Raw genomic sequence first — 21,958 nt, 5'->3', positions numbered from 1 at the left:
TCTAGTTTTAAAAAATGGTATACTAATACTAATAAAAACTTAGGAAGTAATTGTGTGAGAATCAATTTTAACAAAATCCAAAAAGCCATCGGTACCAGACTGGGTTTTGTCCTAACCCTTTTAATCCTCTATTGGCTCAAAACCTTATTAGCCTATACCGTTGACTTCAATTTAGATATTCAAGTAGGCAAATTGCAGGGAAATTACCTTGCCTTTATCGCCTTTTTCAATCCCATTCCTTTGGGACTCCTCCTGCTGGCTCTAGCCCTCTATGCTCGGTCAACCAAGATCTTTTATGGCCTGAGTATAGCTATTTATAGCCTTTTGTTCATTTGGCTTTATTCTAATATTTTTTACTATCGAGAATTTAGTGACTTTATCACGGCCAATACCATGAAGGTGGTCAGCAAGGTATCTGTTGGTACTGCGGAACTAGAGTTACTGCGCTTTTGGGATTTCATCTATTTTATGGATTTCCCATTGCTGGCTTATCTTCTCTATAAGAAGCTCATCCAGCTGGATAGGAGACCTTTCAAATTCCGCTCCAGTGTTGCTATCACTGCTCTCTCGGCCCTGCTCTTTTCTGCTAATCTTTTCTTGGCTGAAATCGAACGTCCCGATCTCCTATCGCGAGGATTTTCTAATTATTATATTGTTCGTGCCCTTAGTTTGCCAGCCTTTTTAGGCTATAGTGCCAACCAATCCTACAGTACCAACAAAGAACGTGCCAAGGCCTCTGAGACTGATCTTCAACCTATTACAGACTATATTCAAGAGCATTCTGCTAAGCCCAATCCAGACTATTTTGGCATTTCCAAAGGGAAAAATGTGATTTATCTACACTTGGAGAGTTTCCAGCAATTCCTGCTTGACTATAAACTCAGCATAGATGGAACTGATCATGAAGTCACTCCCTTCCTAAATTCACTCTACCATTCGCAATCAACCCTAGCCTTTTCGAATATCTTTAACCAAGTCAAGGCTGGTAAAACCTCAGATGCGGAAACCATGCTAGAGACCGGTTTGTTTGGACTTGACCAAGGTTCCTTTATGGTCAACTATGGAGGTACCAATACCCAGCAGGCTGCGCCTTTTATCCTATCAAAAAATGGCTACCAATCAAGTGCAGTCTTTCATGGTAACATTGGGACCTTCTGGAACCGAAATACGACCTATAAACAATGGGGTTACCAATGCTTCTTTGATGCTTCCTATTTTACTAAGCAAGACAGTAGCAATTCTTTCCAATATGGTTTAAATGATAAAATCATGATGAAAGATTCTATCCAATATCTAGAGCACCTGCAACAGCCTTTTTATGCTAAGTATATCACGGTATCCAATCACTATCCCTATGCTAGCAATCTAACAGGCGATGAGCTTGGTTTCCCACTGGCTAAAACCAAAGATGAAACAATCAACGGCTACTTCCAAACAGCCAACTATCTGGATAGTGCTATCAAGGCCTTCTTTGACTATCTCAAAGAAAGTGGCCTCTATGAAAAATCCATCATCGTCATCTACGGAGACCATTATGGAATTTCTAACTCCCGCAATCCTGACTTAGCGCCATTGATTGGAAAGACTTCTGAAAACTGGTCGAATTACGACAATGCCATGTTGCAACGAGTGCCTTTTATGGTGGTCATGCCTGGCTATGAAAAAGGACAAATCATCAATACCTACGGTGGGCAAATCGATATCTTACCGACTCTCGAACACCTCCTTGGTATTGAGTCCAATTCCTTCCTTCAAGTCGGCCAAGACCTTCTGTCTCCAGATCATCAAGAAATCGTTGCCTTTCGGACTGCTAATTCCTTCGTCACACCAAAATACACCAGTTATGACGGACGAACCTACTATACTGAAAGTGGTCTTGAAATCAGTAATCTTGATGAACAAGCTCAGACTGAACTAGAAATCGTTCGGCAGGCAGCCAGCCAACAGCTAAAAATCAGCGACCAGATTCAAACTGGTGATTTGATCCGTTTCTACCAAGCAGATCATCTTGGAAAAGTTGATACAGAAAGTATTTCTTACCTCAATTCTTTACCAATTCTGCAAAAGATTGAGCAGGAAAAAGGTAGTCAATCAACCAGTCTCTTTAGCCAACGACAAGGTAAGACCACTACTGACCTTTTCAAGGCACCAAGTTACCAAGAACTCCATCCAGAGTCGGCAGAAACCGAATCAAAATCACAATAAAAAATGCTCTTCCATCGTGGAGGAGCATTTCTTTTTATCAAATAAAATTCAACGAAAATCAAAGAGGAAACTGGCCTCAGGTTAACTGCGAGATTGTAGGTAGAGAGGTTGTATCAGCAATATATGTCTGTCAAATTTAGTGACGAAGATAGTAGAAGAAATATGAGGATATAAATCAGCTTCAGCAGGTATCTGGAAAGTTTGATTGTATAGAAAAGCCTTTTGTTACAAACTCAATATACTATCAATAAATAATATTATAGAAGCAACAATAATTATAATTTCACCTATCTGCATAATCCTATTTCGAACTCTAAATATATGTTCTATCAAAAATACTTGGATCACACACATTATAGGAATTAACGTTTTTGAAATTGAAAAATATCCAAATAAATAAACTATAAACAACAAAAATAGAACTATGTTATATTTCTTATTCAAAACATTCCTCCCTATTTTTTTGATTACCAATCTTAATCATTTACAACTACATTCTAACAAACTATAAAAACGTTTGTCGAATTGAATTTATCAAACAAGCGACCAACTATCTCATCTTTTTTCTATCTCTGCCAATATGCGTGACAGGTAATAATAATAGCTAAAAATAGCAAGACCAAGCAGGAGGATAAGAGCTCCTACTCCCAAGCTAATGGCAAGGATAGGGGAGAGAGACCGAACCAAGAATATGCTCCCTATTACAAGGGCCATTAAGATTGCACTATAAATTAAGAGTAAAACTATTGCTACTATACGATTTGAACGGTTCACCAGGTCCGTAATGTTACTCCAATTGGTTGACAGATTTTTCACGTCCTTAAAGTAATGGTGGCAAGAAAGGATGACACTGGCAAGGACCCATGTCGCAAGAAGGTAAATCATCGAAAGTATTGGCAATCCTAAATAAAGAGAAAGACCAAGCAAAGTCAGAACTGGTAAAAAGGACTGGACAGCAAATATAATCCAAAATTTCACTTTCACATAACGAGCAAAGTCAAAGGGTAAACTCTTAAGAAAATCAACATTTTCCCTCTCCAAGGACAAGGCAATTGAATGCAGGCTGGTGATATTGTTATTGACAACTGCTATAAAGAGAGCTATAAAAAACAAGGGTAACCAGTATGGAGGATGAATGTCTGGAACTATCTGAGAATCTCGGATGTTGGAAATCAGACCAATCATCATGAGATAAGGAAGGAAAGCACTTGTAAAAAGCACTGTAACCACGCCAGTTCCCTGTCCCAAGAGGGTGAGGTGGTAGCGTAAAACCATACGGAAAAAGCCCTTTTTATTAGTAGTTGAAATTCTCTCCTTATTGCGACGTTCTTTCTTGACCTTCTCCTCACTGTTAAGCAGAATCACGTCATAAAAATGAGGAAAAACCTTCTTTTTGGTCAGGTAAAGCAAGAAAACAGTTAAAGCTATCCAAGCGAGTAGACCCAGTATGGCTTCTGTCGAAAAAGGCTCCACTGCTATTTTATAAAAGATATGAAGAGGATAAAGGAGAAATGGAATGTCTCTAACTTTGTCAACAATACTTCCAAAAGTCGACTGTAGAAAGAGGACAAATATTAAAGGTATGAGAACCCCTATCCCAATCATCACATTCGAAAAAATAGACTGATACTTTCTGAAGACCGTAGTCTGAGCCAAGAAATGTACTGCCACTACCATCACTAAAGTAACAGAGACAAATAATAAGGCCAAGGACAGCAGCATCAAAGGCAAGCCCAGCCAAAGAGAAGGAGCTAGCCTAATATAGAGGACTAGAAAATAAGCTAGGATTGGTACAATTCCAGCTAGAGCTGGCAAGAGAACAGACAGTCCTTTAGCAATTATAATCTCTGATTCTTTAAAGGCATAGGGCCTATACGATGCCAAGTCCTTACTCTCATAAAAGACATTGTAAAATGCAGTGAAAGAAGTTGAAAAGGCAAGCACCAGTAAAATAGCAACCATGGTACTAAAAAAACTTGGTATTTCCTCAAAAGGAAAACGAAAGGCTATATTTATAAACATGAAAAGCATCAAGAGACTGGAAAAAATGTAAGAACTTAGGACTCTAGCGGAAACATTTACTTTTTTCCCAGGATTCTTAGCCTGCTTCTTTCGTAGGTTAGCCAGATTAGCTTCTTGAGATGAATAGAGGATATTGATATCAACTAATTTTTTAATGACCTTGAGACGCATCTGAAACCTCCTCTTTTCTACCAGCAAGGCTAAGATAGATACTTTCTAAAGACTGGTCTGGATGGTCTTTTCTCAAGTCCTCTACGCTACCACAATAAATCAAATGTCCCTTTTTCAAAATGGCAATCCGATCACAGACTTGCTCGGCTACCTCTAGGACATGGGTTGAAAACAAGACTGTCTTTCCTTTTTGCGCATGCTCCTTCATCATTTGCTTCAAATCAAAGGCAGCCTGGGGATCCAAACCAGTCAAGGGTTCGTCCAAGACCCAAATATCGGGATCAGACAAGAGTGCTCCGATGACAAAGACTTTCTGACGCATTCCGTGAGAAAGAGTTTCAATAACCTGATAGCGATTTTCAGCAAAATCAAAAACACTCAATAGCCTAGCTAGACTAGTCTCCAAGTCAGAGCTAGTCAGATCATAAGAGGAGGCGATTAATTCCCAAAACTCATTGGCTGTTAAGCGTAAAAATAAGTCAGGCGAGTCTGCAACGTAACCAATCTTTCGTTTAATAGCCAAGCGATTTTCCGATAAATCTAAACCATCTACCAAGATACGACCACTGCTAGGTGAAATGATACTGACTAGAGACTTTATGGTGGTCGATTTTCCAGCACCATTATGGCCAATCAGACCCATAATCTCTCCATTTTCAATCTGCAAATTGAGATTGCTCAAGGCCTCTCTATCACCATATAACTTACTAACATTTTGAAATTCAATCATGGTTTGACTCCTAGCTTTATCTATGTATTTTACTATTATGATAGCACTTTCATTTTAAAAATCAACACTTTATCTTAAATAGTTGAAATACATGTCTTCTATTTTACGCAAACGTTTGAGCTAACCGATACTTTATGATAGAATAAAGAACAAGATTGACAAGTAAGAGGAAACATCATGCAAAATCAAACACTCATGCAATACTTTGAATGGTATCTGCCCCACGACGGCCAGCACTGGACGCGTCTGGCTGAAGATGCTCCACACCTAGCTGATCTCGGTATCAGCCATGTCTGGATGCCACCAGCTTTTAAGGCGACCAATGAAAAAGATGTCGGCTATGGGGTCTATGACTTATTCGACCTAGGCGAGTTTAACCAAAAAGGGACTGTCCGCACCAAGTATGGTTTCAAAGAAGACTATCTTCAAGCCATTCAAGCACTTAAAGCGCAGGGAATTCAACCTATGGCCGATGTGGTGCTCAACCACAAGGCTGCTGCTGATCACAGGGAAGCCTTTCAGGTTATTGAGGTGGATCCTGTAGACCGTACAGTTGAACTTGGAGAACCCTTCACTATCAATGGCTGGACTAGCTTTACCTTCGATGGTCGCCAAGATACCTACAATGACTTCCACTGGCACTGGTACCACTTCACAGGTACAGACTACGATGCTAAACGCCGTAAGTCCGGGATTTATCTGATTCAAGGAGACAACAAGGGTTGGGCAAATGAGGAATTGGTCGATAATGAAAACGGTAACTACGACTACCTCATGTATGCCGACCTAGACTTTAAACATCCTGAAGTCATCCAAAATATCTATGACTGGGCTGACTGGTTCATGGAAACCACTGGTGTAGCTGGTTTCCGCTTGGATGCCGTTAAGCACATCGACTCTTTCTTCATGCGCAATTTCATCCGTGATATGAAGGAAAAATACGGTGAGGATTTCTATGTTTTTGGTGAATTTTGGAACCCTGACAAGGAAGCCAATCTAGACTACCTTGAAAAAACGGAAGAACGCTTTGACCTTGTCGATGTTCGTCTACACCAGAATCTCTTTGAAGCCAGTCAAACTGGCGCAAACTATGACCTTCGTGGTATTTTCACAGATAGCTTGGTTGAACTCAAACCTGACAAGGCTGTAACCTTTGTCGACAACCACGATACTCAACGTGGTCAGGCTCTTGAGTCTACTGTTGAAGAATGGTTCAAACCAGCAGCCTATGCTCTCATTCTATTACGCCAAGATGGGCTTCCATGTGTCTTTTACGGAGACTACTATGGGATTTCAGGCAAATATGCTCAAGAGGATTTCAAGGAAGTCCTTGACCGCCTCCTAGCCATCCGAAAAGATTTGGCCTATGGAGAACAAACAGACTACTTTGACCACGCTAACTGTATCGGTTGGGTACGTTCAGGTGCTGAACATCAATCCCCAATCGCAGTTCTTATCTCAAATGACCAAGAAAACAGCAAGTCAATGTTTGTCGGCCAAGAATGGGCTAACCAAACCTTTGTAGATTTACTTGAAAACCACCAAGGTCAAGTTACAATTGATGAGGAAGGTTATGGACAATTTCCAGTCTCAGCTGCTTCGGTAAGTGTCTGGGCATCCAATACTATCTAATAGCTTATAAGCATCAAGCCAGATCCAATCGGATTTGGCTTTTTTGTGTATGCAAAAAGATCTACCCAAATGGATAGATCTTTACTTATACTCTTCGAAAATCTCTTCAAACCACGTCAACGTCGCCTTGCCGTACTCAAGTACAGCCTGCGGCTAGTTTCCTAGTTTGCTCTTTGATTTTCATTGAGTATTAATTACAATTTACCTGCTACTGCATCCAACAATTCTTGGATTTTAGCTTGGTTGCTTCCTCCTGCCATGGCCATGTCTGGTTTACCACCACCACGTCCATCGACGATTGGTGCCAATTCTTTGACAAGGTTTCCTGCATGAAGATCTTTTGTCTTGCTTGCTACAAGGACATTGACTTTGTCACCGATAGCAGCAACTAGGACAAGAAGATCAGAGTAGTCTTTTTGTTTCCAGTTATCTGCAAAGGTACGAAGGGCACCGGCATCTGATACAGACACTTGACTAGCAATGTAACGGTGACCGTTGACTTCCTTAACGTCCTTGAAGATGTCGCCTGCAGCTGCAGCTGCAGCTTTTTCTTTCAACTCAGCATTTTCTTTTTGAAGTTGACGAAGTTGTTCTTGAAGTCCTTCTACCTTGTGAGGTACTTCTTTAAGTTGAGGTGCTTTCAAGGTTGCTGCGACTGCTTTAAGAGCATCTTCTTGTTCACGGTAGCCTTCAAAGGCTTCCTTACCAGTCACTGCTAAAATACGGCGAGTTCCTGATCCGATCCCTTCTTCTTTGACAATCTTGAAAAGACCAATTTCAGAAGTGTTGCCAACGTGGGTACCACCACAAAGCTCGATAGAGTAGTCACCGATAGTAACAACACGGACTTCTTTTCCGTATTTCTCACCAAAGAGGGCCATAGCTCCCATTTCTTTAGCAGTGTCAATATCCGTTTCAACTGTCTTCACTTCAAGAGCTTCCCAGATTTTTTCGTTGACTTGCTGTTCAATGGCACGCAATTCTTCAGCAGTTACTGCTTGGAAGTGAGTAAAGTCAAAGCGAAGGAATTCAACTTCGTTAAGAGAACCTGCTTGTGTTGCATGATTCCCAAGGATATTATGAAGGGCAGCGTGAAGCAAGTGAGTCGCAGTGTGGTTTTTCATAACACGGTGACGACGATTTGTATCAATTGCCAAGGTATATTCTTGGTTCAAGGCAAGCGGTGCAAGAACTTCAACTGTATGAAGGGCTTGTCCGTTTGGTGCTTTCTGAACATTTGTCACCTTAGCTACAACTGAACCAGATTCATCCAAGATTTGTCCATGGTCAGCGACCTGTCCACCCATTTCAGCATAGAATGGCGTTTCTGCAAAGATAAGAGAGGCAGTTCCTTCTGATACAGCTTCTACTTCTGCATTGTCAGCCACGATAGCCACCAATTTAGAAGATAATTGGCTAGCATTGTAGTTGAAGACACTTTCTACAGTGATGTTTTGTAGAGTTTCATTTTGCATACCCATTGAGCCACCCTTGACAGCTGACGCACGCGCGCGTTCTTGCTGTTCTTTCATGGCTGCTTCAAAACCTTCACGGTCTACAGTCATACCAGCTTCTTCAGCGATTTCTTCTGTCAACTCTACGGGGAATCCATAAGTGTCATAGAGTTTAAAGACATCTTGACCAGCAATGACAGATTGACCTTTTTCTTTCAAGTCAGCTACGATGCCTTGGGCAAAGTGTTGACCAGAGTGAAGGGTACGAGCAAATGATTCTTCTTCGCTCTTAACGATTTTTTCGATAAAGTCACGTTTTTCAAGTACTTCTGGGTAGTAGCTTTCCATGATTTTACCAACAGTTGGAACGAGTTTGTAAAGGAAAGGCTCGTTGATACCCAATTTTTGACCATGCATAGAAGCACGACGGAGAAGACGGCGAAGGACATAACCACGTCCTTCATTTCCAGGAAGAGCACCATCACCGATGGCAAATGACAAAGAACGAATGTGGTCAGCGATAACCTTAAAGCTCATGTTATCGCCATCTTGGTCATAAACCTTACCAGACAATTTCTCCACTTCACGAATGATTGGCATGAAGAGGTCCGTTTCAAAGTTGGTCTTAGCACCTTGGATAACCGCTACCAAACGCTCCAAACCAGCGCCCGTATCAATGTTCTTGTGTGGCAATTCCTTGTATTCACTACGAGGAAGAGCAGGGTCTGCGTTAAATTGTGACAAAACGATGTTCCAGATTTCGATATAGCGGTCGTTTTCAATATCTTCTGCAAGGAGACGAATACCGATATTTTCTGGGTCAAAAGCTTCTCCACGGTCAAAGAAAATCTCTGTATCAGGTCCAGAAGGCCCAGCACCGATTTCCCAGAAGTTGTCCTCAATAGGAATCAAGTGACTTGGATCCACTCCCACTTCAATCCAACGGTTGTAAGAATCTTTATCGTCTGGATAGTAGGTCATGTACAGTTTTTCAGCTGGGAAGTCAAACCACTCAGGGCTTGTCAAAAGCTCATAAGCCCAAGTGATAGCCTCATCACGGAAGTAATCCCCAATAGAGAAATTCCCCAACATTTCAAACATGGTATGGTGACGTGCTGTCTTCCCTACGTTTTCGATGTCGTTAGTACGAATCGCTTTTTGGGCATTAGTAATACGTGGATTTTCAGGGATAATGGTTCCATCAAAGTATTTCTTAAGGGTTGCTACCCCAGAGTTGATCCACAAAAGAGTTGGATCATTTACAGGAACCAAACTCACTGATGGTTCTACTGAGTGACCTTTAGTCGCCCAGAAGTCAAGCCACATTTGGCGTACTTGTGCACTAGATAGTTGTTTCATATTGTCTCCTTATTGCTTGTTTAATTTGATTGACTTTCCAGCATTTCCACATAGTCAATAGCGACACAGAGGGAAATGACTAGATCTGCATAAGCGTCCTCCAGAACCGTTACGGTATAGGTAGAGGTCAGATGAAAGAGTTCTTTCCTGATTTCCGCAATCAACTGATCACGATCATCCAGTAGTTTGAAATTCAAATCCCAGATATTGCCCTCGATACGAAGCCCCAGATTATCAAACTCATACTTATCTCGCCAGAAGGTCAACTTCTTACGAATTACAAAACTCGATCCATCCTGAAGCTGAATCTCAAAACGAGGAAGTAGAGTCCAAATCTCTTTACTAATCTCACTGACTTGGTTACCAAATGCATCATAGATAGTAAAGGTTTTGGGAATTTTAAAAAATGATCCCTCTACCTGATAGGCGATTTCTCCCCTGTCATCCTTGATAGCAAAGCGCTCGCCTCCAAGACGAAACTTTTGTTTGACAAGAAATGTTTTCATCAACACATCCAAAAAATCAAAAGACAAGTTCATATCACGAAGGGCGAAAAACCGCGGTACCACCTTCATTCAATGAACTTGTCATTCTCTTATTCTTATGCAATTGTATGATTGAGTAGCATGACTTCCTAGCTTAGATGGCTCGCAGCACCGCCATTTCTCTGGACTAAGACAACTGAAAATCAATTCTCAACTTTCTTATTATATCGTTTTTTTAAGCTTGCGTCAACTGGAAATGATACCCATTTAATAACCCATTTCCTACATATCAGATTACTTTTTCAGAACATATTTTTTCTTACTACTATCACTCTTTTTATCCCAACTTTTATTCCAAAGTTTTGAATTGTTAAAGATAGCTTCGAAAATATTTACAAATATAAAGAACCCTATCACCAAATGTATGGAATCAGTTGTTAGGTATTGTCGATCCAAACCATCCTTTAGAGAGAATAGTATAACAGTTTGCTGAACAGTCAAAAAGGCTGGCCAATAAAATTTTTTGAAAAAAGTAGATATTTTCATTATTTATTACCGCTTTCTGTAAGGTTAAACTTAGTATACTACTGAGAAAGAAAATAAGCAACTATCATAGAAAAAGATACCGTTACGAAAATTGCCTTTTATTTTTTAAAAAACGAACCAGCTTGACTGATTCGTTTCGTGACTGCTAACTCTACTTCCGATACATTTTAAACTGTAGGAAGAGGTCGCTATATTTTCCTGTCCATTTATGGTCAAATTTCTCATAAACTTCTAGGTGTTTCATGGTTTCAGCATCTGGATAGAAGGCTTTATCTTCTTTTTTCTCCTCTGGGAGTAATTCCTTGGCTGGTAGGTTTGGTGTTGAATAGCCGACATACTCTGCATTCTTGAGAGCATTTTCAGGTTTCAACATAAAGTTGATAAAGGCATAGGCGGCATCTTGGTTTTTGACTGTTTTGGGAATGACCATATTGTCAAACCAAAGGTTGCTGGCCTCAGTTGGTACCACATAGCGTAGATTTTCGTTTTTTTCTAGCATTTGGCTGGCTTCACCAGAGAAGGTCACACCGATTGCAGCATTGTTCTGAATCATGTATCCCTTCATCTCATCCGCCACAATAGCCTTGATATTTGGAGTGAGCTTGTAAAGCTTGTCCACTGTCTCTTCCAACTGCTGGATATCCTTGGAGTTGAGGCTGTAGCCTAGCGAATTGAGTCCTAGTCCCAGCACCTCACGCGCCCCATCAAAAAGCATGATCGAGTTCTTATACTCTGGCTTCCAGAGGTCATCCCAATGTTCAGGCGCTTCCTCTACCATGGTTTCATTGTAGACAATTCCTAATGTTCCCCAGAAGTAAGGGATGGAGAATTTATTGCCTGGGTCAAAGGACTGGTTGAGGAACTCTGGTCCGATATTTTCAAGACCTTCAAGTTTTGAATAATCAAGCGGAACCAAGAGATCTTCGTCCTTCATCTTGTTAATCATGTATTCACTAGGAACGGCAATATCGTAGGTCGTTCCACCCTGCTTGATCTTTGTATACATGGCTTCGTTGGAATCAAAGGTCTCATACTGGACTTGAATTCCTGTTTCTTCTGTAAATTGCTCCAAGAGTTCTGGATCGATATAGTCCCCCCAGTTGTAGATTACCAGTTTTTGACTATCTCGACTATTGATTTTACTATCTAGATGCGTAGCAATTCCCCATAAGACTAGGATAATGGCTACAATTCCTGCTAAAAATGAATAGAGTTTTTTCATGCTTGCTCCTCCTTCTCACGTGAGATAAAGTAATATCCAACAACTAGGATAATACTAAAGAGAAAGACGAGGGCAGACAGGGCATTGATTTCTAGCGAAATCCCCTTGCGAGCACGAGAGTAAATCTCGACTGACAGGGTTGAAAAGCCATTTCCCGTCACAAAGAATGTCACGGCAAAGTCATCTAGCGAATAGGTGAAGGCCATGAAATAACCTGCAATTATAGACGGTGTCAGGTAAGGAAGCATGATTTCCTTGAACATCTGAAATTGACTGGCACCAAGGTCATAGGCCGCATGAATCATGTCACCGTTCATTTCCTTGAGACGAGGCAGGACCATCAAGACCACGATAGGAATCGAGAAGGCCACGTGACTAGATAGAACGGTCAAAAAGCCAAGTGAAAACTTGAGTTGAGTAAAAAGAATCAAGAAGCTGGCACCAATCATAACATCAGGCGCAACCATGAGGATATTATTGAGTGAAAGAAAGGCTTCTTGGTATTTCTTACGAGACTGGTAGATGTAAATGGCACCAAAAGTCCCGATAATGGTCGCAATCAAGGCTGACAGGAAGGCCAAGAAAAAGGTCTGAGTCACAATCAACATAAGGCGACCATCGCCAAACATAGTTTTAAAATGGCTCAAGCTAAAGCCTGTAAAGCTATTCATGTCATTGCCTGCGTTAAAGGCATAGCCAATCAGATAAAAGATTGGCAGGTAGAGGACAAGAAAGACCAGTCCCAGATAAAGGTTGGCAAATTTTTTCATCGTTCTCTCCTTTCCTTGGTCACCCACATAGTGATGAACATGGTCAAGATGAGAATTACACCGATGGTTGAACCCATACCGTAGTTGTCATTGGTTAGGAAATTCTGTTCAATAGCCGTTCCCAGCGTAATAACACGGTTCCCACCAATCAAACGGGTCAGCATGAAGAGGCTCAAGCTGGGGATAAAGACAGACTGAACTCCACTTCGCACACCATTCATCGATAAAGGGAAGATGACATGGCGGAAGGTTTCCCACTTGGTCGCACCGAGGTCATAGCTGGCATTGATGAGATTATTATCCATATCGTCCAAGACATTGAAAATCGGCAAAATCATAAAGGGAAGCTCGATGTAGCTTGCAACAAAGATAAAGGAGAAATCGGTAAAGAGCAACTGCTGTGAACCGATTCCGATAAATTCCAAGAATTGGTTAATAGAGCCATTCTGACCAAAAATTCCAATAAATGCATAGGCCTTAAGGAGCAAATTGATCCAAGTTGGCAGGATAATCAGCATGAGCCAGAGTTGACGGTGCTTGAGACGGGTCAAAAATAGGGCTGTTGGATAGCTGATAAGCAGGGTCACAAATGTCACAATCCCTGCATAAAGCACTGAGTTGAAACTCATTTTGAGGTAGGTCAAGTTTTGTGACGCAAAGTAAGATTTATAGTTTTCTAAACTGAATTGTCCTTCGATATTGAAAAAGGATTGACCGAAAATCAAGACCAAGGGTGCCAGAACAAAGAGTGCAATCCAGAGCATGTAGGGCACTACAAAGAGTTTAGAGCTTGTTTTCTTCATCTCTTTCCTCCTCGATTGCATTGATCAGACCTGCTTCTTGCTCTTCGATTTCCACGTATTCTTCGATACGAGCATCGAACTCTTCTTCAGTTTCGTTGAGACGCATGATATGAATGTCTTCCGGTTCAAAGTCCAGACCGATTTCCTCACCCACAATTGCCTTACGAGTTGAGTGGATCATCCATTCATTTCCAAGTTCGTCATAGGCGATAATTTCATAGTGAACTCCACGGAAGAGCTGGGTATCTACCTTAACTTGGAGTTTGCCTTCTTCAGGAAGGGTAATCCGCAAGTCCTCTGGACGAATCACGACTTCAACAGGCTCATTTGGTTTCATCCCACCATCGACCGCTTCAAAGCGTTTGCCGTTAAACTCAACCAAGTAGTCCTCAATCATGGTTCCTGGCAAGATGTTTGACTCGCCGATAAAGGTGGCAACAAAGTGATTGATTGGCTCATCGTAGATATCTACTGGTGTTCCAGACTGGACAATCTCGCCATCATTCATGACAAAAATCCAGTCACTCATGGCCAGTGCTTCTTCCTGATCGTGAGTGACAAAGACAAAGGTAATGCCCAATCGTTGTTGCAGTTCACGCAGTTCGTACTGCATGTCTGTTCTTAATTTCAAGTCCAGCGCTGACAGAGGCTCGTCCAACAAGACCACACGGGGTTGGTTGATGATGGCACGGGCAATGGCCACACGCTGACGTTGTCCTCCAGAAAGTTTACGGATGGAACGTTTTTCATAACCTTCCAACTGAACCATCTTGAGAACTTCCGCTACGCGTTTCTCGATTTCTTTCTTGTCAATTTTACGCAAGCGGAGCGGAAAGGCAACATTTTCAAACACATTCATATGTGGAAACAAGGCATAGGATTGGAAGACAGTATGGACGTCTCGCTTGTTGGTTGGGATATCATTGATGCGGACACCGTCCAGTAAAATATCTCCTGTCGTCGCATCTAGTAACCCTGCAATGATGTTTAGGATGGTTGATTTCCCTGAACCAGATGCGCCTAGAAGGGTATAAAATTTCCCCTCCTCCAACTCAAAGTTGATGTCTTTGAGAACCTTGGTGTTGCTGTCTTCAAAAACTTTAGAGACGTTTTTGAATTCAATAATTGGTTTTTTCAATTGTCATTTATTCCTTCTTTTTCATAGATTAACAGATCAGGGCTCTGTCAGGCCGCCACTACCTCGTGTAGGAGATTGAACTGCCTACATTCTTCTGCACTAACGATAGGCTTTCACCCCCTTTCCATGACATAGCAGCAGCTTTTCAACTACAGCTTCCTACTTGCTTTCTCCTAAAATACGGACTTCCCTCTCAAGAGTAACGCCAGAGTGTTCCTTGACTTTTTCGATAACAGACTCAATCAAGTCCTCGTAGTCTTTAGCCGTTCCGTCAGCAACATTGATCATAAATCCTGCGTGTTTTTCTGACACTTCTACGCCACCGATACGATAGCCTTTCAAGCCAGCTTCTGAAATTAATTGACCTGCAAAATGCCCTACTGGACGCTTAAAGACCGAACCACAAGATGGATATTCTAAAGGTTGCTTGAGTTCACGTAGATGCGTCAAACGATCCATTTCTTGCTTGATAACCTGATGACTTTCTGGAGCAAGGGCAAATTTAGCTGACAAGACAACTGCACCAGACTCCTGAATGGCTGATTGGCGGTAACCAAAAGCCAAATCTTTGGCAGACAGGGTCTCGATTTCTCCATCCTTGGTCAATACCTTACAAGACTGCAAGATGTGGGCAATCTCGCCACCATAGGCACCAGCATTCATAAAGACAGCACCACCGACGCTCCCTGGAATGCCACAAGCAAACTCAAAGCCAGTCAAACTATGACGAAGGGCAATGCGAGTTGTTTCAATCAAGTTAGCACCAGCTTCTGCTTCAATAGTATAGCCATCAACAGAAACATTATTGAGCTTGTCACACAAGATGACAAATCCACGAATTCCACCATCACGAACGATGATATTACTGGCATTTCCAAGAACCATCCAAGGGATATTTTCTTGATTGGCAAATTTGACAACGCGAGCCAACTCAAAACGATTTCGTGGAAAGACCAGATAGTCAGCCTCTCCACCTACTTTTGTATAACTATAGCTATGCAAGGGTTCTTTAAAACGGATATCAATCCCTTCTAAGATTTCAAGCATTTTTTCTTTTACTGACATGACACTCTTCCTTTTACAAAATTCATTCCATTATACCATTTTTAAGACCATTTGACGACCCTAAAAAATCTTGGGCTTATTTTAAACAAAAAAAGAGGTTTCCCCTCTTTTTATGATTTTTTGCAAAAGATTGCCTTTGTTCCATAGGCAACCAGAACGAGCTCAAGTGCTAGGACAACTTCAACCAAGACTGGATTGGTCAACCAGCCAACTTGGGCAAGAGATGGTGCCAGGTCAAAGAAGGCATGTAGTCCATAGGCCGCTAGGAGATAAATCCATTTCTTCTGGCGAACAGCTTGATAAACCCAAACAGTCAAGAGTAATTGGAAACCTAGGGCCAAGATTCGCTCAAAACCAAGCAAATAAATCTGCCAGACTGATAGCGACTGAATAGTTTTCAACATATTTTCAGACAGCAATTGCATAACCTGTGGATTTTGCGTTTGAACTGCTGAGAGAACGATGTAGAGATTAATCAAACTAGTAAGACCTAGGAAAATCAACTCCAAACCACCATGCCCCAATCCATAAGCCAAGGCATCTGCCTTTTCCAAACTTCTCTTTTTCTCCAACCATTTGAAGAAAATAAGACGAGCAGTTTCCTCAAAAAATGCTGCCATGACTAGGCCATAGATGATATAGAGAAGTGGATGATCCTGCAAGAGGGCAATACTACCGTCTTTTTGAGGATGCAAAACTAAGATATGCACCAGTTTTTCTAAAATCTGTGAAGAGACAAAGAAAGCAACAGCTCCCAAGCCCAAGACAGCTAGATTAATCTGGTATTTCTTTTTGGCATACCAAATGCTTCCTAGCAAGATAACCAGCAACAGCACCATGGTAATGATAATATGAATGGTCATTTTCTTCTCCTATTCCGCCTTTTCAATATCTTTTTTCATCTCGTCAACATTGAACTTAGCAAACAAGTATTGACGATCTTGGACTGGGAAACGTTGGTCCAACTGATCAACAGCTCCCACCTCGATAATGCCTTCCTTGATGACAAAGTCCATAACATGCCCACCGAAGGTCAAGTCATCTGATATAAAGTGTAGATGATAGCCTGCCACACTGACCCCATGAAAAATCTCTGGCGTCCAGAAACCAACGATGTTCCCTGCCACATTGTCGCGACTATATTCAGGTTGATGGGTTGCGACATCAGCAAACTTGGTATCTGGTGTCGACTTGGGAATCATGCGCACATGCATATGTGAAAATTCCCCACGAATCTTGATAGAGCGGAAAAGATTTTCCCCATCATAATAAGACTCGATTCGCTCTTCCAATTCCTTATCTGTCATCTCAAAGCGCTGGCGGAAAATGACCTCTGCCTGATGCGGTACTACTGCTGCATAAGGAATAAGGGCATCTGGTGACACTTCCACAATCTCTGGTTGGTCTCCTGATCCTTTGGCCTGATAAGCCTTGCCATCCAAGACAATCAATTCCCCATCAATAGAGTCCAAGGTTCCCAAACCAAGGTCACCATGCTCTAGCAATTCTCCTACTGTCATAGTACCACCATAGAGGCCGGCCATCAAGGCTCCTAGGGTATTGTATTGAAATAATTTCACTGGTTCCTGCACGTTCTTATCCATTCACTTTCTTGTCTGTTATTCTATAAATGTTACTCCTAAGTATACCACATTTAGCTTTATATGTGAACGAGAGAAACACTCTATACATTGCCAAGAAGGAAAAAAAAGGGTACAATGTAACAAAATCAAGGGAGGTCTGGAATGAAGAAACAAAGCAAGTACCAAGAGGTTATTTCCTATCTGAAAAATGGTATCGAGTCTGGACGCTTTCCAACGGGAAGTCGCCTGCCTTCTATCCGTCAACTGAGCCTTGACTTCCACTGTAGCAAGGACACTATTCAACGCGCCCTACTGGAATTACGGCACGAACAATACCTCTATGCCAAGCCCCAGAGTGGCTACTATGTCCTAGAACAAGGGCAACACCAGGATCTAGAAATCGAGGTTCCCGATGAACACGCCAGTGCCTATGACGATTTCCGACTCTGTGTCAATGAAACCTTGATTGGCCGAGAAAACTACCTTTTTAACTACTATGACAACCAAGAAGGTTTAGAAGACTTAAGACAATCAATTCATAAACTCCTCTTTGACCAAGCTCTCTACTGCAAAGCTGATCAACTTGTACTGACTTCTGGAACCCAACAAGCCCTTTTTATCCTCTCTCAAATTTCCTTTCCTAGCCAAGCTAAGGAAATCTTGGTGGAACAGCCGACCTACCATCGAATGAATCGCCTCTTGATTGCTCAGGGTCTGGACTATCAAACGATCGAACGAGGCATTGATGGGATTGACTTGGAAGAACTGGAAGGCCACTTCAAAACAGGTAAAATTAAATTTTTCTATACCATTCCTCGTTTTCACTATCCTCTGGGGCATTCCTATTCAGAGCAGGACAAACGGGCTATTCTTGACTTAGCTGCCAAGTATGGAGTCTATATCGTAGAGGACGACTATCTGGGGGATTTGGACTCTAAAAAGGGCCAGACCTTCCACTATCTAGATACAGAGGAGCGCGTCATTTATATCAAGTCCTTCTCAACCAGCCTCTTTCCAGCCCTGCGGATAACAGCACTCATCCTTCCAAATACTATCAAGGAAGCATTTGTGGTCTACAAAAATATCCTAGACTACGATAGCAACCTCATTATGCAAAAGGCCCTGTCACTCTATATTGACAGTCAATTATTTGAGAAAAATCGGCTAGCTCGCTTATCCAATCAGGAAGCTTACCAAAAACAAATCGAGGAAAGACTAGCTAACACTCCTTGTCCCCTTCCTCATTTTCCCCTACACGATGGTTTATTACTAGACCTGAGACAGTATTCTAAAATCGCTAGTCTCAAACACAGCCAACTGGGCTTAGACTTCTTTGAAGAGGCTTACTTGGATGCCTGCCCTTATCAATTTGCCAAGGTGTCCTTAGACAATCTGGAAAAGGTTTTAAACTATTTAAAAGCAGAATTGGATTGACTTCCAACTCTGCTTTTTTCTTATACTCTTCGAAAATCAAATTCAAACCACGTCAGCGTCGCCTTACCGTACTCAAGTACAGCTTGCGGCTAGCTTCCTAGTTTGCTCTTTGATTTTCATTGAGTATTATTCTTCAACTTCTGTTAAGGTTGCCGCTTTTTCAAGATATTTTTGGTAGGTACCGTCATCCTTGAGTTTTTGGATGACCTTGTCCACCACTTCTTTCAAATCAGCACTATTTTTTCTAAGGGCAACTGCGTTGGCTTCGCCGTCCTTCATCTTCAAGCTGACAGTTGCGACAGCTAGGTCGGCATTTTTAGCAGCATAGCTAAGGGCAACAGGCTCATCCATGTGAACAGCATCTACTTTTCCAGCCTGCAATTCATTGACTGCTTCACCCATATTGGTTAGGGAAGTCAATTGCGCTTTTGGCAATTGTTCCTTGACCATTGATTCTGGAACAGTTCCTTTTTGGGCTGCAATATTAGCACTTTCAAGGCTAGTTACATCCTTGTATTTTTCTACATCAGCCTTACGAACCAAGAAACTAATCTTGTTTTCATAGTAAGGGATTGAAAAGTCAAAGACTTCTTTTCTCTCATCAGTAGCGCTAATTCCTGCAACCGCTAGGTCAGCCTTACCAGTTTGAAGACTGGTCAAGACATTGTCAAAACTCATGCTTGAAATTTCCAACTTCACCCCAAGTTCATCAGCGATAGCTTGGGCCATATCAATGTCCGCACCGACTACCTGGTTTTTTCCATCAACCAAGGATTGGAATTCAAAGGGTGCATAGTCTGGACTGGTCGCCACAACTAATTTCCCCTTTTGCTTGATGGCCTCAACAGCTGACTGAGAACCGTTAGAATCCGACTGGCAAGCCACTAAGAAGAAACTTGCAAGAAAGCTACATAAAACAAATATCCATTTTTTTGATTTCATAAATAAACAACCTCTCTGTTAATTTTGTATAATTATAACGCTATCCAAGTTGCTTGTCAAGTGTTTTTTGAATTTTTATCTTAAAAATATTTTTTTCATTCAAGAAAAGGAGCTGTCAGTTGATTTCGAGCTCCTTTTTATACAGAATAAATCTATTTTATAGTTCGACAATCTTACCTGTTTCAAAGTAAACAACCCATTCACAGATATTTTTAGCATAGTCTCCAATACGTTCCAAGAAAGCAATCACTTGGAAATAATCACGACCTGTAACGATGGCATCTGGATTTTTCTTGATTTCTTCTGTAGCCAAATCACGAATGCTATCAAAGTAATGGTTGATTTTTTCATCCATGGCTGCTACTTCATAGGCCTGGTCTACTGAACCATTGAGATAGAGTTCAAGGGCTGCTTCAACGAAGTTCTTGACATCGCGCCCCATTCTCTTGATTTCTTCTTCAACAGCTGGGATACGTTGCTCCCCCTTCATACGAATTGCCGCTTTGGCAATAGAAACGGCATGGTCACCCATACGTTCCAAGTCAGATACGGCTTTTAGGACTGTTAGAACAGTACGCAAATCTTGAGAAACTGGTTGTTGAAGGGCAATCATTTCAAATGATTTCTTCTCCAATTTCACTTCGTATTCGTTTACTTCTGCATCATCTTCGATAACTTCCTTGGCCAAATCACGGTCATGCGTAACAAAGGCACGCACTGTCCGATTGATTTGGGATAGCACTTCTTGTCCCATAGCATAGAACTGGTTGTGCAATTTCTCCAAATCTTCTTCAAATTGAGAACGTAACATCATTTATCTCCTTATCCAAATTTTCCTGAAATATAATCTTCTGTTTCCTTGTGTTGTGGGTTTAGGAACATCTTCTTGGTATCGTTAAACTCGATTAAATCTCCATCTAGGAAAAATCCTGTCTTGTCAGAAATACGAGAAGCTTGTTGCATGGAACGCGTAACCAAGAGCATGGTATATCTATCTTTTAGACCATACAAGGTTTCCTCAATCTTACCAGCCGAGATAGGGTCCAAGGCTGAAGTCGGTTCATCCAAGAGAATGATTTTAGGACTTGTTGCCAAGACACGGGCAACACAGACACGTTGCTGTTGTCCACCTGAAAGCCCGATAGCTGAATCATGCAGGCGATCCTTGACCTCATCCCAGATAGAAGCTCGTTGCAAGGCTTTTTCTACCGCTTCATCCAGAACCTGCTTGTCCTTAACTCCATTGATACGAAGCCCATAAACAACATTTTCGTAGATAGACATAGGGAAAGGGTTTGGTTGTTGGAAAACCATACCAATTTCCTTCCGCAATTCAACTGTATCTGTACGTGGACTGTAAATGTTGTGGCCGTTGTAAACCACCGAACCAGTTGTAGTCACCTCTGGATTAAGATCCCCCATACGGTTGATAGCCTTGAGGAGGGTTGACTTCCCTGATCCAGATGGACCGATTAAGGCTGTAATTTCCTTAGGTTGGAAAGATAGGGAAACACTATTCAAGGCCTTCTTTTGATTGTAGTAAACGGACAGGTCTGAAACCTGTAAAATCGCTTCTGTCATACTGTTTCCTTTCTATCCAAAGTGTCCTGTTACGTAGTCATTGGTTGACTGTAGTTTCGCATTTTGGAAAATATTAGACGTCTTATCGTACTCGATCAAGTCACCCAAGTAGAAAAATCCTGTGTAGTCACTAGCACGCGCAGCCTGCTGCATACTGTGGGTCACGATGATGATGGTAAAGTCCTTCTTCAATTCCAACATGGTTTCTTCCAGCTGGGCTGTCGCAATCGGATCCAAGGCTGATGCCGGTTCATCCATCAAAAGGATATCTGGTTTAACAGAGATAGCACGAGCGATACAGAGACGTTGCTGCTGACCACCTGATAGGGTCAAGGCCGACTTGTGCAAATCGTCTTTGACCTGGTCCCAAAGGGCAGCCTGACGAAGAGAGGTTTCCACAATTTCATCTAAGACTTGCTTGTCCTTAACCCCTGCACGTTCATGAGCAAAAGTGATATTACGATAGATAGACTTGGCAAATGGATTTGGTCGTTGGAAGACCATTCCGATGTGCTTACGCATCTCATAAACATTGATTTCTGGACGGTTAACGTCAATTCCTTGATAGAGGATTTGACCTGTGACCTTGGCAATATCAATAGTATCATTCATACGGTTGAGACTGCGAAGGTAGGTTGATTTCCCTGATCCAGATGGGCCAATTAAGGCTGTGATTTTATTTTTTTCAAATTGCATATCGATGCCCTTGATGGATTCTTTTTTACCGTAGTAAACATGTAAATCCTTAGTAGAGAGGGCCACTTTCTCTTCAGGAAAGGTGATGATATGCTTTTCATCCCAATTATATTTTGACAT

19 protein-coding genes are annotated in these 21,958 nt (G+C 41.7%); 3 read left to right on the top strand and 16 right to left on the bottom strand.

Translation table 11 applies throughout. The annotated features are described in order from the left end of the window. Positions 1–54: 54 nt before the first annotated feature. Positions 55–2,205 carry an LTA synthase family protein gene (locus tag N8N51_RS02140; RefSeq protein ID WP_261103473.1) on the top strand — a complete coding sequence of 717 codons (2,151 nt, stop codon included), beginning with the start codon at positions 55–57 and terminating at the stop codon, positions 2,203–2,205. 555 nt (positions 2,206–2,760) lie between these two features. Here N8N51_RS02140 and N8N51_RS02135 read toward each other — a convergent pair. Then, complete coding sequence (locus N8N51_RS02135) at positions 2,761–4,398, bottom strand: hypothetical protein (RefSeq protein WP_261011850.1); 1,638 nt, start codon at positions 4,396–4,398, stop codon at positions 2,761–2,763. After that, positions 4,379–5,128 carry an ABC transporter ATP-binding protein gene (locus N8N51_RS02130; protein WP_261011849.1) on the bottom strand — a complete coding sequence of 250 codons (750 nt, stop codon included), beginning with the start codon at positions 5,126–5,128 and terminating at the stop codon, positions 4,379–4,381. Before N8N51_RS02130 ends, N8N51_RS02135 begins: the two co-directional genes overlap by 20 nt. Positions 5,129–5,305: 177 nt before the next feature. On the opposite strand from N8N51_RS02130, the gene N8N51_RS02125 reads away from it, so the two are divergent. Then, the gene (locus N8N51_RS02125; protein WP_261103472.1) at positions 5,306–6,760 is read left to right on the top strand and encodes an alpha-amylase; all 1,455 of its coding nucleotides are present in this window, start codon (positions 5,306–5,308) and stop codon (positions 6,758–6,760) included. Positions 6,761–6,954: 194 nt separating this feature from the next. Here N8N51_RS02125 and alaS read toward each other — a convergent pair whose 3' ends face one another. The 10 genes from alaS to budA form a co-directional block, all read right to left on the bottom strand. After that, entirely contained in the window at positions 6,955–9,573 is a 2,619-nt protein-coding gene (gene alaS, locus N8N51_RS02120; RefSeq protein WP_261033996.1) for an alanine--tRNA ligase, read from the bottom strand. Positions 9,574–9,593: 20 nt separating this feature from the next. Continuing rightward, complete coding sequence (locus tag N8N51_RS02115) at positions 9,594–10,079, bottom strand: LURP-one-related/scramblase family protein (protein ID WP_049488628.1); 486 nt, start codon at positions 10,077–10,079, stop codon at positions 9,594–9,596. Positions 10,080–10,352: 273 nt separating this feature from the next. Further along, the gene (locus N8N51_RS10455) at positions 10,353–10,604 is read right to left on the bottom strand and encodes a hypothetical protein (RefSeq protein WP_033688503.1); all 252 of its coding nucleotides are present in this window, start codon (positions 10,602–10,604) and stop codon (positions 10,353–10,355) included. 151 nt (positions 10,605–10,755) lie between these two features. Beyond that, on the bottom strand, positions 10,756–11,826 hold the full coding sequence (locus tag N8N51_RS02110) for an ABC transporter substrate-binding protein (RefSeq protein WP_045611279.1): 1,071 nt from the start codon (positions 11,824–11,826) through the stop codon (positions 10,756–10,758). Then, positions 11,823–12,596: an ABC transporter permease gene (locus tag N8N51_RS02105; protein ID WP_000712740.1), complete on the bottom strand. Its 774-nt coding sequence runs from the start codon at positions 12,594–12,596 to the stop codon at positions 11,823–11,825. The genes N8N51_RS02110 and N8N51_RS02105 overlap by 4 nt, the downstream gene beginning before the upstream one ends. Next, positions 12,593–13,399, bottom strand: a complete 807-nt coding sequence (locus tag N8N51_RS02100; RefSeq protein ID WP_000753801.1) for an ABC transporter permease — start codon at positions 13,397–13,399, stop codon at positions 12,593–12,595. The genes N8N51_RS02105 and N8N51_RS02100 overlap by 4 nt, the downstream gene beginning before the upstream one ends. Further along, complete coding sequence (locus N8N51_RS02095; protein WP_000742895.1) at positions 13,380–14,537, bottom strand: ABC transporter ATP-binding protein; 1,158 nt, start codon at positions 14,535–14,537, stop codon at positions 13,380–13,382. Before N8N51_RS02095 ends, N8N51_RS02100 begins: the two co-directional genes overlap by 20 nt. A 159-nt stretch (positions 14,538–14,696) precedes the next feature. After that, a complete protein-coding gene (murB, locus tag N8N51_RS02090) occupies positions 14,697–15,602 on the bottom strand; it encodes a UDP-N-acetylmuramate dehydrogenase (protein ID WP_125454689.1) in 906 nt (301 codons plus the stop codon). Positions 15,603–15,712: 110 nt separating this feature from the next. Then, positions 15,713–16,465, bottom strand: a complete 753-nt coding sequence (locus N8N51_RS02085) for a YhfC family intramembrane metalloprotease (protein WP_261103471.1) — start codon at positions 16,463–16,465, stop codon at positions 15,713–15,715. A 9-nt stretch (positions 16,466–16,474) separates the two neighbouring features. After that, positions 16,475–17,206 (bottom strand): acetolactate decarboxylase, encoded by a 732-nt coding sequence (gene budA / locus N8N51_RS02080; protein WP_261011842.1) that lies wholly within the window; start codon positions 17,204–17,206, stop codon positions 16,475–16,477. Positions 17,207–17,347: 141 nt separating this feature from the next. On the opposite strand from budA, the gene N8N51_RS02075 reads away from it, so the two are divergent. Next, a complete protein-coding gene (locus N8N51_RS02075; RefSeq protein ID WP_261103470.1) occupies positions 17,348–18,619 on the top strand; it encodes an aminotransferase-like domain-containing protein in 1,272 nt (423 codons plus the stop codon). Between the two features lie 126 nt (positions 18,620–18,745). On the opposite strand, the gene N8N51_RS02070 is transcribed toward N8N51_RS02075, so the two are convergent. The 4 genes from N8N51_RS02070 to pstB (N8N51_RS02055) form a co-directional block, all read right to left on the bottom strand. Further along, complete coding sequence (locus tag N8N51_RS02070) at positions 18,746–19,561, bottom strand: ABC transporter substrate-binding protein (RefSeq protein WP_261103469.1); 816 nt, start codon at positions 19,559–19,561, stop codon at positions 18,746–18,748. 157 nt (positions 19,562–19,718) lie between these two features. Further along, entirely contained in the window at positions 19,719–20,372 is a 654-nt protein-coding gene (phoU, locus tag N8N51_RS02065) for a phosphate signaling complex protein PhoU (protein WP_000946458.1), read from the bottom strand. An 11-nt stretch (positions 20,373–20,383) separates the two neighbouring features. After that, the gene (gene pstB, locus N8N51_RS02060) at positions 20,384–21,142 is read right to left on the bottom strand and encodes a phosphate ABC transporter ATP-binding protein PstB (protein WP_049542866.1); all 759 of its coding nucleotides are present in this window, start codon (positions 21,140–21,142) and stop codon (positions 20,384–20,386) included. A 12-nt stretch (positions 21,143–21,154) separates the two neighbouring features. After that, positions 21,155–21,958: a phosphate ABC transporter ATP-binding protein PstB gene (gene pstB, locus N8N51_RS02055; RefSeq protein ID WP_020900241.1), complete on the bottom strand. Its 804-nt coding sequence runs from the start codon at positions 21,956–21,958 to the stop codon at positions 21,155–21,157.

Origin of the sequence: Streptococcus mitis, from assembly GCF_946188685.1 — a bacterium.
GTDB lineage: Bacteria > Bacillota > Bacilli > Lactobacillales > Streptococcaceae > Streptococcus > Streptococcus mitis_CC.
Note: the sequence above shows the minus strand (reverse complement) of the source record. Positions and strands in the feature narration are given on the sequence as shown.